A 13,944-nucleotide genomic window follows, 5' to 3' on the forward strand; every position below is an offset into this window, starting at 1 on the left:
GCTCAGGCGGATCATCCTGTGACCTCAAGCGCGGTTGAGGTCAAGGGGGCGGGCGGCGCGGAGCGCGAGGGAGGCGGCTTCCAGGGCGCTGTTGAAGGAGACCTCGGCGAGGAGGCCGGGGGCGGCGACCTGGTCGCCGGCGAGGTAGACGCCGTCGCCCCGGTCGACGGCGGGCCGGTCGCGCCAGGTGGTGCCGGGCAGGTCGACCGCGCCGGTGCGGCCGGTCGCGAGGGCTTCGGAGCGGTGGGTGACGCGCTCGCGCCAGCCGGGGAACCCGAGGTCGAGCAGCCGCTCGGCGCGGGCCACGCCGGTGGACCTGGGCCGGCCGTCCGCAACCGGGAGCTGGGCCTGCACGAGCTGTTCGCCGGCCGGCGCCAGGGTCGGGTCCTGGGCGGTGAACCGTTCGATCCACCCGGGCGCGTCCAGGTCGGAGACGATGAACGCGTCCCCGCGCCGGGTGCGCAGCCCGAGGTCGAGGAGGGCGGTGCGGCCGCTCTCCCAGACCAGGGAGTCGTCCCGGAGCAGGGCGCGGGCGGCGGGCAGGGAGGTGGCGACGACGACGGGCCCGCGCGCGGCGGCGTCGGCGAGGCCGCCGGGGGTCATGCGGGACGCGGTCTCGATCCGTACGCCGAGCCGTTCCGCCCGCGCGACGAGCCGCGCCACGACCGAACTCCAGCCGCCGACCGGATACCTGGCCTCCGGCGGCAGGGCCAGCACGCGCCGCAGCCGCTCCTGCACGAAGCGGGCGGAGAGCGCGCCGGGGTCGTGGTGGAAGAGGGCGACGGCGACGGCGTTGGCGGCGTACCGGGCGTGCCGCTCGCCGATGAGGGAGGCCGCCCAGGAGAGGAAGTCGCGGTCGACCGGGGCCTGTCGGGGGTCGCGGCGGCCGAGCCGGAGCACCGGGAGCGGGGGCGTGCGGCGCAGCGAGCCGTCGCGGTGGAAGCGGGTGCGGGCGGCGGCGGAGAGGGGCACGGCCGCGACGGGCCCGACGAGGTCGCGCTGCTGGAGCCAGGTCCACAGGGGGCCGCGCGAGTAGAGGGCGTGGGGGCCCTCGTTGGTCAGGTACGGGCTGCCGTCGGCGGTGCGGGCCCGGCCGCCGGGGTCGCGGTGGGACTCGTGCAGGGTGACGCGGGCGCCGGACTCGGCGGCGGTGACGGCGGTGACGAGCCCGGCGAGGCCGCCGCCGACGACGGTGAGGGGGGTGCTGCTGGTCATGGTGGGTGCTCCCGGTGGCTGGGGGTCGTGCTGCCTGTGGGAGTGGGACGGACGGGGGCCGCCGGGATGTGACATCGGGCCGGGGAGAGCCGCGCGCGGGGCGTTGTCAGTGGGGTGGGGCAGCATGGGGGCATGGCACGCGCAGCGAAGAAGGACGGGGTCCCGGCCGTACGGCGCCCCGAGGTGCGGCTTCCGGAGCTGGAGCCGTTCGGGGGCGGGGAGCTGGAGCCGGAGGGGGACTACGACGGCCTGGAGTTCCGGGACCTGGACTTCGCGGGGCAGGAGGGCCGGGGCTCGCGCTTCCTGGACTGCGGGCTGTACGGGGTGGCGCTGGACGGGACGCGGCTCGGGCGGGCGCGGCTGATGGACTGCGTGCTGGAGCAGGTGCGGGGCGTGGGGACGCAGCTCGCGGAGGCGTCGCTGCGGGACGTGGAGGTGATCGACGCCCGGCTGGGCGGGACGCAACTGCACGGGTCGGTGTGGGAGCGGGTGATGGTGCGGGGCGGGAAGCTCGACTTCGCGAACCTGCGGAAGGCGAAGCTGACGGATGTCGTCTTCGAGGGCTGCGTACTGGTGGAACCGGACTTCGCGGAGGCACGGCTGACGCGGGTGGAGTTCCGGGACTGCGTACTGAAGGGGGCGGACCTCACGGGGGTGACGATGCGGGACGTGGACCTGCGGACGGTGTCCTCCCTGGACATCGCCCGGGGTGTGGACCGCCTGCGGGGCGCGGTGATCAGCCCGGGGCAGCTGCTGGACCTGGCTCCGGTGTTCGCGGGGGCGATGGGGGTGCGGGTGGAGGGGTGAGGACCCCCGGGCCCCCGCCCCGGGTCCCGGCCGTCAGCTCACGCGGGGGAACTTCGCCTGGAGGGTCCAGAGGGCCGGGTTGTCGGCGAGGCCCTCGTGCATGTCCGTGAGGTCGGCGATCAGGTCGTGCAGGAAGTCCCGTGCCTCCCGCCGCAGCAGCCGGTGGCTGAAGGTCAGCGCGGGCTCCTCGGCCGGCATCCAGTCGGCCTCCACGTCGACCCATCCGAAGCGCCGCTCGAAGAGCATCCGGTCGGTCGACTCCGTGAAGTCGAGTTCCGCGTACTGCCGGAGCGCCGACCGGTTCCCCCGGGGGTCCTGGTCGATCTGCTCCACGATGTCGCACAGCGCCCACGCGAAGTCGAGCACCGGCACCCATCCCCAGGCTGTGGAGATCTCCCGGTCCGCCTTGACGTCCGCGAGGTACACGTCCCCGCAGAACAGGTCGTGCCGCAGCGCCCGTACGTCCGCACGGCGGTAGTCCGTCTGCGGGGGATCGGGGAAGCGGCGGGAGAGGGAGTAGCCGATGTCGAGCACGTTCCCGATGGTCGCACGGGGAGGGGCGGGACGGAGAAACGTATCAGCGCACACGTTCGAGTGAAGGGGCTGAGGTTCCGGGATGCTAATCCGGCCTACGCTGGGAGAGTCGCGCTACGCGAAGGAGGTCCGCCATGGCACTGCCCGCACCGGAGTGGGACGCGTTCGAGGACGAGTCCGACGAGTTCCAGGACAAGAACCCGGCCATGTCGGTCGAGGAAGCCTTCGACATGTTCAGCGCCGTCGCCCCGAAGGGTTGGCGCGTGGAATTGATCGAAGGGGACATTTACGTGACACCTCCCGCCAACGGCGAGCACGAAGAAATCGTTTCCGAGGTCAGTGGGCAGGTGCGCGATCACCACCGGAAGCTGGGGAGGTACACAGGGGCCGGACTGCTGGTCCCCGGCGCCTCCCGGACCGGCAAGGTCGTGCCCGACCTCGTGATCGCCCCCAAGGGCAGCTTCGACGACGACCTGGAATGGCACGAGCCGTCACCGGTCGTCCTGGTCGCCGAGGTCACCTCCTCCTCCACCGCGGGCAACGACCGGGTGAAGAAGCTCCGGGGCTATGCCCGCGCCGGAATCCCCGCCTACCTGCTCATCGACCGCGAGGCGGGCCGGGCCGTGCTGTGCACGGAGCCCGCCGGGGACGACTACGTCAACAAGGTCGCGTACGACATGCCGGGCAAGATCCCGCTGCCCGAGCCGCTCGGCTTCGACCTCGACACGAGCGAGTTCTGACCGCGCCTGCACCGAGGCTCAGGGCAGCAACCGCTGCTCCTTCGCCACCGCCACCGCGCCCGACCTCGTGTCCACCCCGAGCTTGGCGTAGATGCGGCCCAGGTGGGTCTTGACGGTCGCCTCGCTGATGAACAGCGCGCGGGCGATCTCCCGGTTGCCGAGACCGTGGGCGAGCTGGGCCAGGATGTCGGACTCACGGTCGGTGAGGGCGGGACGGCCGGCGCCCCGCAGTTGCGCCATGACCCGGCTGGCGACCGGCGGCGAGAGGGTGGTGCGCCCCTGGGCGGCGGAGCGGATCGCGGCGAACAGCTCCTCCGGCCGCTCCGCCTTCAATAGATAGCCCGTGGCCCCGGCGGCGATCGCCCGGGTGATGTCGGCGTCCGTGTCGTACGTGGTGAGGACGAGCACGTGGGGGCCGGTCCCGGCGATGCGGCGGGTCGCCTCGACGCCGTCGATGCCGTCCCCGAGCTGGAGGTCCATCAGCACGACGTCGGGCACGAGCCGGGCGGCGGTGGCCACCGCCTCCTCCCCGCTCCCGGCCTCGCCGACGACCTCGATGTCCGGTTCGCTGGAGAGCAGGGCCAGCAGGCCCGCCCGTACGACCGCGTGGTCGTCGCAGAGCAGGACCCGTACGGCGGGAGGGGTCGTCATGACTGGGGCTCCAGGGGTACGGCGAGGGGGATCGCGGCGGACAGGACCGTGCCCTCGCCGGGGGCGGACTCGACCGCGAGGGTGCCGCCAAGCTGCTGGACGCGGGCGCGGATCGCGGGCAGGCCGTGGCCCCGCACGCCCGCCGCGCCCCGCGGCGCCCGGGGGTCGAAGCCACGGCCGTCGTCCGCGATGTCGAGGACCACCTGGTCGTCCAGGTAGGTGAGGGTGAGCGCGGTGGTGGTCGCCCGCGCGTGTTCGCGGACGTTGGCCAGCGCGCCCTGCGCGATGCGGAGCAGGGCGGACTGGACGCGGTCGGGGAGGGGCGCGGCGGGGGCGGCGCCGTCGATGTGGAGGCGGGCGTTCTCGCGGGCGGCGACGGCGCGGAGGGCCTCTTCGAGACCTCCGCTGCCCGCCTCCGCGAGGTCCGCGGGCGCGAGGTCGTGCACGAACCGGCGGGCCTCGGCGAGGTTGCGCTCCGCGATGGAGGTGGCGGTACGGACGTGGCGGCGGGCGGTCGCCGGATCGGTGTCCCAGGTGCGGTCGGCGGCCTGGAGCAGCATCTGCTGGCTGGACAGGCCCTGCGCGAGGGTGTCGTGGATCTCGTACGAGAGCCGCTGACGCTCCGCGAGGGTGCCCTCGCGGCGCTCGGTGGCGGCGAGTTCGCGGCGGGTGCGGATCAGGTCCTCGATGAGGGCGCGCTGGCGGGCGGCCTGCCGCTGCATGTGGACGAAGGTCCCGGCGGCGACGGCGGCCACGGCGGGCGGCGCGAGCAGCAGCGTGGGGTCGAACTGCCCCTTGGCGAGCTGGAGTTGGGCGGCCACGACGAAGACGGTGAGGAGGGCGACGAGGGCGAGGGCGGTACGGGTGGGGAGGGTCCTGAGCCCGGTGTAGAAGAGCGGAACGGCACACCAGGCGAAGCTGGGGGCGAGGACGACGAGGACCACCCAGACGCCGACGACGATGCCCAGGTGAACCCGGGGCCGGGCCCGCCCGGGCCCCCGGCCCCTGCGGACCACGTAGAACAGCACGTGCAGGACGGCCAGCGCGACGCTCAGCCCGATGATCCACGGGGTGCGGGCCTCCCCCGGGTGACGCAGGAGGAACCGGGCGAGGGAACCGCCGAGGAGGAGGAAGAAGGCGACGTGCAGGAGAAGCGCGAGGGGCCGCGCGTCGGGATCACCGGCGGGCGTTCCCGGGGCGGCCGGGGCGGGGGCGTGGTGCGGGGTGGCCGGGGCGCCGGGGGTGGGGGCGCCGGGAGGGGTGGCTGAGGCGTCACCTGCGGCGGAAGTCCCGTGCGGGGCGGGCGGGGCGCCGCCCGGGGCGGAGGCCCCGTGCGGGATGGCCGAGGCGCCGCCCGGGGCGGAAGTGCCGTGTGAGGTGGCCGGGGCGTCGCCCGGGGCGGGAATTCCGTGCGGGGTGGCCGGGCCGCCCGGGGCGGAAGTCCCGTGCGGGGTGGCCGAGGCGTCGCCCGGGGCGGAAGTCCCGTGCGGGGCGTCGCCCGGGGCGGAAGTCCCGTGCGGGGTGTCGGGGTCGGGCATCGGATCCGTGTCCTCGTTCCGGTCGTGCGTGGTTCGGGTCGCGCCGCGCGAGGCCGTTCCCGGCCGGCCGGGAGCCCGCGTACCCCTCCAGCCGCGGACTCCGCTGCGCTGCGCGAGGCCGGCCATACCGTCCGCCGTACCCGGGACCCGGCGGGGCCGACAGGGCGGGCCGCACATCCATCCTCCCCCCATCCGGGACCACCCCCGCATCAACCGATCGGTCGACCCCCGTGTCGGCCGGGCGGCCCGCCGGGTGCAGCCGGTGCACCGACCGTACGGGCACGGTTCCCCGCCCAGGATTGAAGTCAGAAGGAGCCCGGCACTCCGCCGCTCCGGCAGCACCCCCCTCCCCTGGAGTCCACCATGCGCAAGCTCTCCGTCCGTGCCCGTGCCCTGACCGCCTCCGCCGTGCTCGCCGCCGTCGGCGCGGGCACGTTCGGCGCGGTGAGCGCCAACGCCTCCGCCCCGGCCGCCGAGTCGATCGCCGCCGTCAAGGCCGACGCCTCGAACCGCAACCTCCAGCAGTCCACGCACCTCACCGTCGCCGCCGCCACCAAGGCCGCCGAGGCCGTCCTGGACGCCGCGAAGAAGGAGAACCAGCGCGTCTCCGTCGCCGTCGTGGACCGCAACGGCAACACCATCGTCTCCCTGCGCGGCGACGGCGCCGGCCCGCAGTCGCCCGAATCGGCCGCGAAGAAGGGCTACACCGCCGTCGCCTGGAACGCCCCCACCTCCGAGCTGGTCAAGCGCCTCGCCCAGGCCCCGAACCTGAAGGACATCCCCGGCACCCTCTTCCTCGGCGGCGGCGCGCCGGTCCAGGCCAAGGGCGCGCCGATCGCGGGCATCGGTGTCGCGGGGGCTCCGAGCGGCGACCTCGACGAGAAGTTCGCCCAGGCCGGTGTCGCCGCTCTGGGCCGCTAGTCGCGGACGGCATCGACGGCGTACGGCCCGCACTCCGTGCCGAGGCACGGACCTCCGCCTCCCCCGGGCACGGGCCTCCGCCCCCGCCCCCTTGGGGCGGCCCCCACCTCCGCCCCCTTGGGCGACGGGACCGCCCTTCCCACTCCCCCCGCCCCCTTGGGCGACGGGGCCGCCCCAAGGGGGCGAGGGGGGCACCCCCTGCTCGAGCGAAGCCGAGAGCTTGGGGGAGGGCGGGCAAGGGGGCGGCCCCTCCCGCTCCCGGCCCACCCGGGTACCGCCCCCTGCGCAAGCGCCTGCGCCGGACGCACGACCCCGCCCAGGCCGAGACCCCAGCCCCGTACCGGACGCACAGCCCCGCCCAGCTCAGGCAGAGAGGCCCCGGACCCGCCCCTCCACCTAAAGCGCTCGCCGCGCGGCCAGCGCACGGTTCCCGCGCAGGTGAGTGGGCGGCTGGGCGCGCAGTTCCCCGCGCCCCTAAAGGGGCGTCGCCCCGCCCAGCCTCCCCAGCGCCTCGTCCGTCAGCCGGTACACATCCCACTCCCCCTGCCGCCGCGCCCCCACCGCCTCGTAGAAGTCGATCGCCGGCCGGTTCCACTTCAGCACCGACCACTCCAGCCGCTCGTACCCCCGCGCCACGCACACCCGCGCCAACTCCCCGAGCAGCGCCTTCCCGTACCCGCCGCCCCGCGCCGCCGGCCGCACGTACAGGTCCTCCAGGTAGATCCCGTGCACCCCCCGCCACGTCGAGAAGTTCAGGAACCACAGGGCGAAGCCGACGACCTTCCCGCCCCCGTCCTGCGCCACATGCGCGAAAGCCGCCGGGCGCGCGCCGAACAGCGCCTCCCGCAGCTGCTCCTCACTCGCCCGGACCTCGTCCAACGCCTTCTCGTACTCGGCCAGTTCCCGCACCATTGCGTAGATCTCCGGAACGTCCCCGGCCGTCGCTTCGCGAATCATGCCCGCACCCTAAGCAGGGCCTTCGCGACGACCACATGGACGTCCGGCATCCGGACCTCCCCCTCCGCCAGCTCCCACAAGCAGTCCTGCAGCACCCGCCCCAGCGTCCACGCCACCGCCCGGTCCCGCTCCAGCCCCATGACCTCCACCAGCACATCGAACCGCCGCACCACCTCCCCCGCGTCGAACCGGTTCCGGATCGCCGGGAGGAGTTCGAACCCCGGGTCCCCGGCGAGCGGCTTGGGGTCGATCACCACCCACGGCTCGCTCCGCCCCGAACCCGCCCTCGGCGCCAGCACGTTCTCCGCGTGCAGGTCCCAGTGCAGCAACCGGTCCCCGGCCTCCCCCGCCACCTCCCGCACCGCCCCCGCGCACCGCTCCAGCAGCCGCCGCTCCGCCCCGTCCGCCAGCGCCGGAAGCAGCCTCGGCACGTCGTCGAGCACGGCGGCGGCGATGTCCCCCAGCCGCCGCATCCCCGCCGGAGCGGCCACCGCGTTCAGCCGCGCCAGCGACTCCGCGATCACCCGTACGCCGTCCAGCGCGTCCCGCACCCCGTCCAGCGGCCTGCCCTCGTCCAGCCGCTCCAGCAGCAGCGCGCCCCGCGCCTCGTCCGCCGCCAGCACCTCCACCACCCCGAGCCCCGCCCACGCCCGCAGCGCCGCCGCCTCCCCCGCGTTCTCCTCGTCCCGGAGCTGGAGCTTGAGCACCGCCGCGAGCCCGTCCCCCTCCCGCACCACCGGCACCACCAGCGCCGCCGCCCCGTGCATCACCGGGCCGTCCGGCCGCAGGCCCCACCCCGCCAGGCACTCCCGCACCCGCCCCGGCAGCCCGGCCACCCAGGCCCGCCCCGCCTCCCCGTTCCACCGCAGTTGCGCCGCCGCCAGCCCGGCCGGCACCCGCACCTCGTACCGCTCGCCCATCCCCGCACCACCTCACTCGCCGTACGGGCGGAGAACGCCCGAGCGAATCAGCTCATACCGCAACAATCGGACCATGCTCCGCCCCCTCCGCAGCGCCCTCGCCAGAGCACTCCACCACCTCCGCTCCGCCCCCGGCACCCACCTCTGGCTCCTCGTCCTGCTCCTGACCACCGTCGCCACGCGTCACATGGACCCCGCCTTCACCGACGCGTTCCTCCGCCAGCGGTCCACCAACATCCACCACCTCTCCCAGGACCCCAGCCGCGTCCTGATCACCTCCGCCCTCTGGCTCGACGGCGGCGGCTGGCTCCCGTACGCCGTCCTGTACTCCCTCTTCCACGCCCCCGCCGAACGCCGGCTCGGCACCCTGCGCTGGCTCGGGGTCGTCCTCGCCGCGCACGTCGGCGCGACGTACCTGAGCGAAGGAGTCCTCGGCTGGGCGATCAGGCACGGCATCGCCCCGCCGGAATCCGTCAACACCCTGGACGTGGGGGTGAGTTACGCACTGGCCGGCGTCGTCGCGGTCCTCACCCACCTCATCCCGGCCCCCTGGCGGTACCCCTACCTCTTCGCCGTCCTCACCTTCTACGCCCTCCCCCTCGTCAACGGCCGCACCTTCACCGACGTCGGCCACCTCGCCGCCGCCCTCATCGGCCTCGCCTGCTACCCCCTCACCAGGAACCGCGCGACACACCGCGGCGGGCACGGCCGAGACCTCACAGGGAATCCAGCGCCGCGGCGTCCCCGGCAGCCCCGTACTCCTCCATCAGCTCCGCCCAGAACCCCAGCTCCCTGACCTCCGCGTGCCGCAGCCGCCTGCCCCCCGCCGTCGGCCGCAGCACCTCGTACGCCTCCCGCAGCCCCTCCGCCACCCCCGCCGTCAGCAGCTCCAGCCGGTCCCGCACCAGCAGGTCCCAGTCCACCGCGCCCGGCCCCCGCCCCTCCCGGTGCAGCTCCACCAGCGGCAACTGCCGCCCCACCGCCCACACCGCCAACTGCGGCACGTCCCGCCACAGATGAGCGTGCCCATAACGCTTCCCGCGCCCCTTGCGCGCCACCACGCCCCGCACGCACCGGGCGATCTCCACCGCCCGCAGCACCCCCACCGCCTCCGTGTTCTCGTTGAACACCGCCCGGTACGACTCCCCGCCCCGGTCCGCCCACAGCCGCTCCCGCCCGGCGGCCCCGTCCGCCGCGTGCGCCACCTCCAGCCGGGCCCCCGGCGCCAGGCACGCCAGCGCCGACGTCGCCTCCTCGACCGACACGCACCGCCCGGCCCCGTACGGCTCCCGCACCTCCCCCCGGCGCACCGCGAAGCTGACCCCGTCCGCGCGGAACTGCCGCATCACCCGCAGCACGTTCGGATCCCGCACCAGCTCGTCCTGCGCGGTGGCCGGATTGCGCCGACGGTCCTCCGCGTCGAGTTCCCCCCGTACGACATCCACGGCAGGACCCGTCACCAGCTCCACCCGCAGCAGCGACCGCTCCAGCGAACCGGCGGGCAGCCCCTCCGCGACCGCCCGCGCCAGCACGCCCAGCCGCTGCACCCCGTCCAGGACTTCGGGACCGGTCACCTGGACGGTCCCGCCGCCCCGCGGTCCCGTCGGCAGCACCCGCACCTCGTGCGCGCCCAGCACCACCGACCCCACCACCCCGAAGTCCCACGGCCGCTGCCACAGCAACTCCGTCAGCTCGACGTTCGCCGCGCTCGCCCCGAGGAAGCCGCGCCGGCCCCCCACCCACTCCCGGTCCACCAGCCGACCGGCGCCCACCCACACCGACCACCGGTGATCACCGATCCGCTCCACCCTCTCCGACCTCAGAACCAGCCCGTCGAACGACGCGGGCACGGACGCCGCCACGAGCTGCGGCGGCAGAAAAAGAACCTCACTCATGCCCCGTCCAACGCCCCCGCCACCCACAAGGTCGCGCCCGCACATCCGCACCCCGGCCCCTCCCCCACCCCCCGACACACCGTCGAGCCGCGCCCCCCGACCGCGCCCCCGACGCCCATTGCGCCCCCCACCCCCTCCCGTTAGCGTCCCGGCACCACCGCCGAACAGGACGAAGGCCACCATGCGCAGCACCCCCACCTCCCGCACCACCAACGGAGGCATCTCCTTCTGGTACGCCGACCACGGCACACCCGGCCCCCGCGAACCCCTCCCCGGCGACACGACCGCGGACGTGTGCGTCGTCGGCGGCGGCTACACGGGCCTGTGGACGGCGTACTACCTGAAGAAGGCCGCCCCCCACCTCGACATCACCGTCCTCGAAGCCGCGTTCTGCGGTTACGGAGCCTCCGGGCGCAACGGCGGCTGGCTCTACAACGGCATCGCGGGCCGCGACCGCTACGCCCGACTGCACGGCCGCGAGGCCGCCACCCGCCTCCAGCACGCCATGAACGACACCGTCACCGAGGTCGTCGACACCGCCGCCGCGGAAGGCATCGACGCCGACATCCACCGCGGCGGCGTCCTCGAAGTCGCCTACACCCCCGCCCAGTTGACCCGCCTGCGCGCCTTCCACGCGGCCGAGACCGCCTTCGGGGAGAAGGACAGGGTCCTCCTCGGCGCCCGCGACACCGCCGCCCGCGTCAAGGTCGCCGGCGCCGTCGGCTCCACCTGGACCCCGCACGGCGCCCGTCTGCACCCGGCCAAGCTCGTCACGGGCCTCGCCGACACGGTCGAGGCCCTCGGCGTGACCATCCACGAGTCGACGCCCGTCACCGAGATCGCGCCCCGGCGCGCCCGCACCCCCTACGGCACGGTCCGCGCCCCGTACGTCCTGCGCTGCACCGAGGGCTTCACCCCGAACCTCAAGGGCCAGAAGCGCTCCTGGCTCCCCATGAACTCATCCATGATCGTCACCGATCCCGTCCCCGCCCACCTCTGGGAGACCATCGGCTGGGACGGCCGCGAGAACCTCGGCGACATGGCCCACGCCTACATGTACGCCCAGCGCACCGCCGACGACCGCATCGCCCTCGGCGGCCGGGGCGTCCCGTACCGCTTCGGCTCCCGCACCGACAACGACGGCCGCACCCAGCCCGCGACCGTCGCCGCCCTCCGCGCGGTCCTCACCCGCTTCTTCCCCACTCTCGCGGGCACCGGCATCGCCCACGCCTGGTCCGGCGTCCTCGGCGTCCCCCGCGACTGGTGCGCCACCGTCACCCTGGACCGCTCGACCGGCCTGGGCTGGGCCGGCGGCTACGTCGGCTCGGGCGTCGCCACCGCCAACCTCGCCGCCCGCACCCTGCGCGACCTCCTCCTCCAGGACTCCGGCCAGGGCGCCGCCACCGCCCTCACGACCCTCCCCTGGGTCGGCCACCGGGTCCGCAAGTGGGAACCCGAACCCTTCCGCTGGCTCGGCGTCCAGACCCTGTACGCCGCCTACCGCGAGGCCGACCGCCGCGAACTCACCGCCCGCACCGCCACCACCCACCCCATCGCCACCCTCGCCAACCGCATCGCGGGCCGCTGACCGCGGCCCGCCACCGGGCCCGGCGGGCCCACACCCCGCCGGGCCCACCCGTGGCCGAGCTACTGGACCTCGACCCCGTAATCCTGGATCAGCTCACCCAGCCCGCCCCTGTAGCCCCTTCCGCCGGCCACGAAATCCCAGTCCCCGTTGCGGCGCCGAAAGGACCCCAGCACCAGAGCCGTCTCACCCGACCTGCCGTCCGCGACGGGCAGCCGATCCAACTCAGCACCCGACGGGTCCCGCAGCAGCACACTCGCGTCGGTGAAACCCGACAAGTCGGCATCCGGATTCCTCTCGACATCCACGGACGCCACCAGAACGAGGCGATCCGCCTCCCTCGGCAACCCGTCGAACGCCACCCGCACAGCGGCCCGGTCACCCGCCACACCCGCCACCATGCGCACAGCACCGTCCGGTGTCCGCGCATTGTTGAAGAAGACGAAGTACTCCTCCCCCAGCACCCGGCCGCCCGTGCACACCAACGCACAGACGTCCAGCGCCACGGGCCCCGCCCACGTCATCCCCAGCACGTTGAAATCGTCCGCACCACCCGCGTCAACCGGCTCCCGGGGCGACGGAACGGGCGCCGTCGCACCCGATCCGGCCCCGCCCCCTCCCAGCGCACCGCGCAACCCGCACCGATGCAGCAGATCCACCAGTTCCGTCCCCGACACCAACGTCAACGGCTTTCCCTGGGCGAACGTGTACGACCCCGGCCCGAATCCCGACGTCGTCACCAGAACGCCCTTGTTCGCCCCCGCCCCCTGCACCGTCCCGAACAGATCACGCACCGCACTCGGCGGCACCGTGTTCCGGTACCGCTTCACCTGAACAATGATCTTTCCACCGCTGATCGGATCCGGATCCAACGCATCCACATCCACCCCGCCGTCATTCGACCGCTGCGTCGTCACCGCCTGCATCCCCCGAGCCCGGAACAACTCGGCGACCAAACACTCGAACTCCACCGGATCCATCTCCAGCAAATCCGGCTCCCCACCGGCCCCGTGCGACACCACCCCCGACCCCACCTGCTCCGGCAACCGCCCCGGCCGCACCGCCACCCGTTGCTCCGGCCGCGCCGACAACTGCCCCCGCAACCCCTCCACCAGACAGTCCACCGCCGCCACGAACTCCAGATTCAACGCCCCGAAAGCAGCCTTCTCCACCATCACCGTGCTGAGAAAGACCTCCGCCGGCTGCCCCGTCACCGGATCCAGACCGTCAACGAACCCGTTCAGCACCACCGAGTCCAGCGTGCCGAACTCGTCCGCCACGAACACGTCCCGCAGCGCCAGCAACACACACTGCGCCAGCACACTCCGATACAAGGCCTTGCGCTGCGTCATCGGGCGGGCCGACTCCCGCTCCTCGTCGGCACTCGCCACATAACGCACCCCCTTCACCTCAGGAACCACATCGAAGCCCGGCAACTCCCAGTTCAGCACCAGTTGACGGCCACCCCGGTCGAACGCACCCGACACCCGCCGCGGAAAGTCCTCCGGCCACGCCGCCGACGCGTACAGCGCCGCGGAGAAGAACTCCACCACCGTCTCCGGCTCACCCGCACGCAACGCGTCCTTCATGCCCGTGATCCCGGCGTTGTGCCCCCGAATCTCCGCCAGCCGAGCCGCCGCCCACGCGTCGTACTGCTGCCGGTACCCCGCCAACTGCTGCTGCCGCTGCATCTCCGCAGCCTGCGCCGCATGCCAGTCCCGCTCGAACCTGGCCCGCGCCTCTTCCTGCGCCTGCGCCCGGCGCGCAGCAGTCCACCCGCCGCCCTGCGCCTGATAGCGCCCCGGATCCGGCATCACCACCGGCACCGCCAGTTGCCCGGGCGCAAAAGGCTCCACCACCTCCGGCCGCACCAGCGCACCCACCCGGAACGGAGCCGCCCGGCACCCCGCAGCAAGCAACCCCTCCAGCCGGGCCACCTCGGCATCCAGCTCTTCCGTACGCCGCCGCGCCTCCGCCTCGCGATGCTGCCGGTACGCCGCCTGCTGCTGACGGTCCGCCCGCGCCCTCTCCCGCTCGTACGCACGCTGCTGTTGCACCTGAGCCCGCTGCTGGGCCTCCACCCGGCGCTGCTGCTGACGCTGCGCCTCCGCCCAGGTGCCGATCAGCCCGCTCGACCGACGACTCATCCCGCTGCCCTCCCCCACACGGGGCCAGGGAACG

The 13,944-nt window shown here is 74.3% G+C and carries 13 protein-coding genes; 5 read left to right on the forward strand and 8 right to left on the reverse strand.

From position 1 onward, the window contains the following. Positions 1–24: 24 nt before the first annotated feature. Positions 25–1,215, reverse strand: a complete 1,191-nt coding sequence (locus ACIP93_RS02070) for an NAD(P)-binding protein (protein ID WP_345221482.1) — start codon at positions 1,213–1,215, stop codon at positions 25–27. Positions 1,216–1,347: 132 nt separating this feature from the next. Between ACIP93_RS02070 and ACIP93_RS02075 the strand changes: the two genes are divergently transcribed. Further along, a complete protein-coding gene (locus ACIP93_RS02075; protein ID WP_401754662.1) occupies positions 1,348–2,022 on the forward strand; it encodes a pentapeptide repeat-containing protein in 675 nt (224 codons plus the stop codon). A gap of 33 nt (positions 2,023–2,055) precedes the next feature. Here ACIP93_RS02075 and ACIP93_RS02080 read toward each other — a convergent pair whose 3' ends face one another. After that, positions 2,056–2,556 (reverse strand): hypothetical protein, encoded by a 501-nt coding sequence (locus ACIP93_RS02080; RefSeq protein ID WP_345221477.1) that lies wholly within the window; start codon positions 2,554–2,556, stop codon positions 2,056–2,058. Between the two features lie 134 nt (positions 2,557–2,690). On the opposite strand from ACIP93_RS02080, the gene ACIP93_RS02085 reads away from it, so the two are divergent. Next, entirely contained in the window at positions 2,691–3,296 is a 606-nt protein-coding gene (locus ACIP93_RS02085; protein ID WP_401754665.1) for a Uma2 family endonuclease, read from the forward strand. 18 nt (positions 3,297–3,314) lie between these two features. Here the strand turns inward: ACIP93_RS02085 and ACIP93_RS02090 are convergent, their stop codons facing one another. Beyond that, complete coding sequence (locus tag ACIP93_RS02090) at positions 3,315–3,947, reverse strand: response regulator (protein ID WP_401754668.1); 633 nt, start codon at positions 3,945–3,947, stop codon at positions 3,315–3,317. After that, the gene (locus ACIP93_RS02095) at positions 3,944–5,485 is read right to left on the reverse strand and encodes a histidine kinase (RefSeq protein WP_401754671.1); all 1,542 of its coding nucleotides are present in this window, start codon (positions 5,483–5,485) and stop codon (positions 3,944–3,946) included. Before ACIP93_RS02095 ends, ACIP93_RS02090 begins: the two co-directional genes overlap by 4 nt. 363 nt (positions 5,486–5,848) lie before the next feature. Here ACIP93_RS02095 and ACIP93_RS02100 point away from each other — a divergent pair, with 363 nt between their 5' ends. Then, complete coding sequence (locus ACIP93_RS02100; protein ID WP_345221468.1) at positions 5,849–6,406, forward strand: heme-binding protein; 558 nt, start codon at positions 5,849–5,851, stop codon at positions 6,404–6,406. 474 nt (positions 6,407–6,880) lie between these two features. On the opposite strand, the gene ACIP93_RS02105 is transcribed toward ACIP93_RS02100, so the two are convergent. Continuing rightward, positions 6,881–7,363: a GNAT family N-acetyltransferase gene (locus ACIP93_RS02105; protein ID WP_401754675.1), complete on the reverse strand. Its 483-nt coding sequence runs from the start codon at positions 7,361–7,363 to the stop codon at positions 6,881–6,883. Then, entirely contained in the window at positions 7,360–8,283 is a 924-nt protein-coding gene (locus ACIP93_RS02110; protein ID WP_401754678.1) for an aminoglycoside phosphotransferase family protein, read from the reverse strand. The genes ACIP93_RS02105 and ACIP93_RS02110 overlap by 4 nt, the downstream gene beginning before the upstream one ends. A 73-nt stretch (positions 8,284–8,356) precedes the next feature. Here ACIP93_RS02110 and ACIP93_RS02115 point away from each other — a divergent pair, with 73 nt between their 5' ends. After that, positions 8,357–9,079, forward strand: coding sequence for a rhomboid-like protein (locus tag ACIP93_RS02115; protein ID WP_345221461.1), 723 nt, complete (start codon positions 8,357–8,359; stop codon positions 9,077–9,079). On the opposite strand, the gene ACIP93_RS02120 is transcribed toward ACIP93_RS02115, so the two are convergent. Next, positions 9,000–10,178: a hypothetical protein gene (locus ACIP93_RS02120; protein ID WP_401754682.1), complete on the reverse strand. Its 1,179-nt coding sequence runs from the start codon at positions 10,176–10,178 to the stop codon at positions 9,000–9,002. The genes ACIP93_RS02115 and ACIP93_RS02120 overlap by 80 nt on opposite strands. Positions 10,179–10,359: 181 nt before the next feature. Between ACIP93_RS02120 and ACIP93_RS02125 the strand changes: the two genes are divergently transcribed. Then, complete coding sequence (locus tag ACIP93_RS02125) at positions 10,360–11,766, forward strand: NAD(P)/FAD-dependent oxidoreductase (protein ID WP_401754685.1); 1,407 nt, start codon at positions 10,360–10,362, stop codon at positions 11,764–11,766. 59 nt (positions 11,767–11,825) lie between these two features. Here ACIP93_RS02125 and ACIP93_RS02130 read toward each other — a convergent pair whose 3' ends face one another. Next, positions 11,826–13,910 carry a restriction endonuclease gene (locus ACIP93_RS02130; RefSeq protein ID WP_401754687.1) on the reverse strand — a complete coding sequence of 695 codons (2,085 nt, stop codon included), beginning with the start codon at positions 13,908–13,910 and terminating at the stop codon, positions 11,826–11,828. Positions 13,911–13,944 lie beyond the last annotated feature (34 nt).

It is taken from the genome of Streptomyces sp. NPDC088745, from assembly GCF_044751045.1.
GTDB lineage: Bacteria > Actinomycetota > Actinomycetes > Streptomycetales > Streptomycetaceae > Streptomyces > Streptomyces cremeus.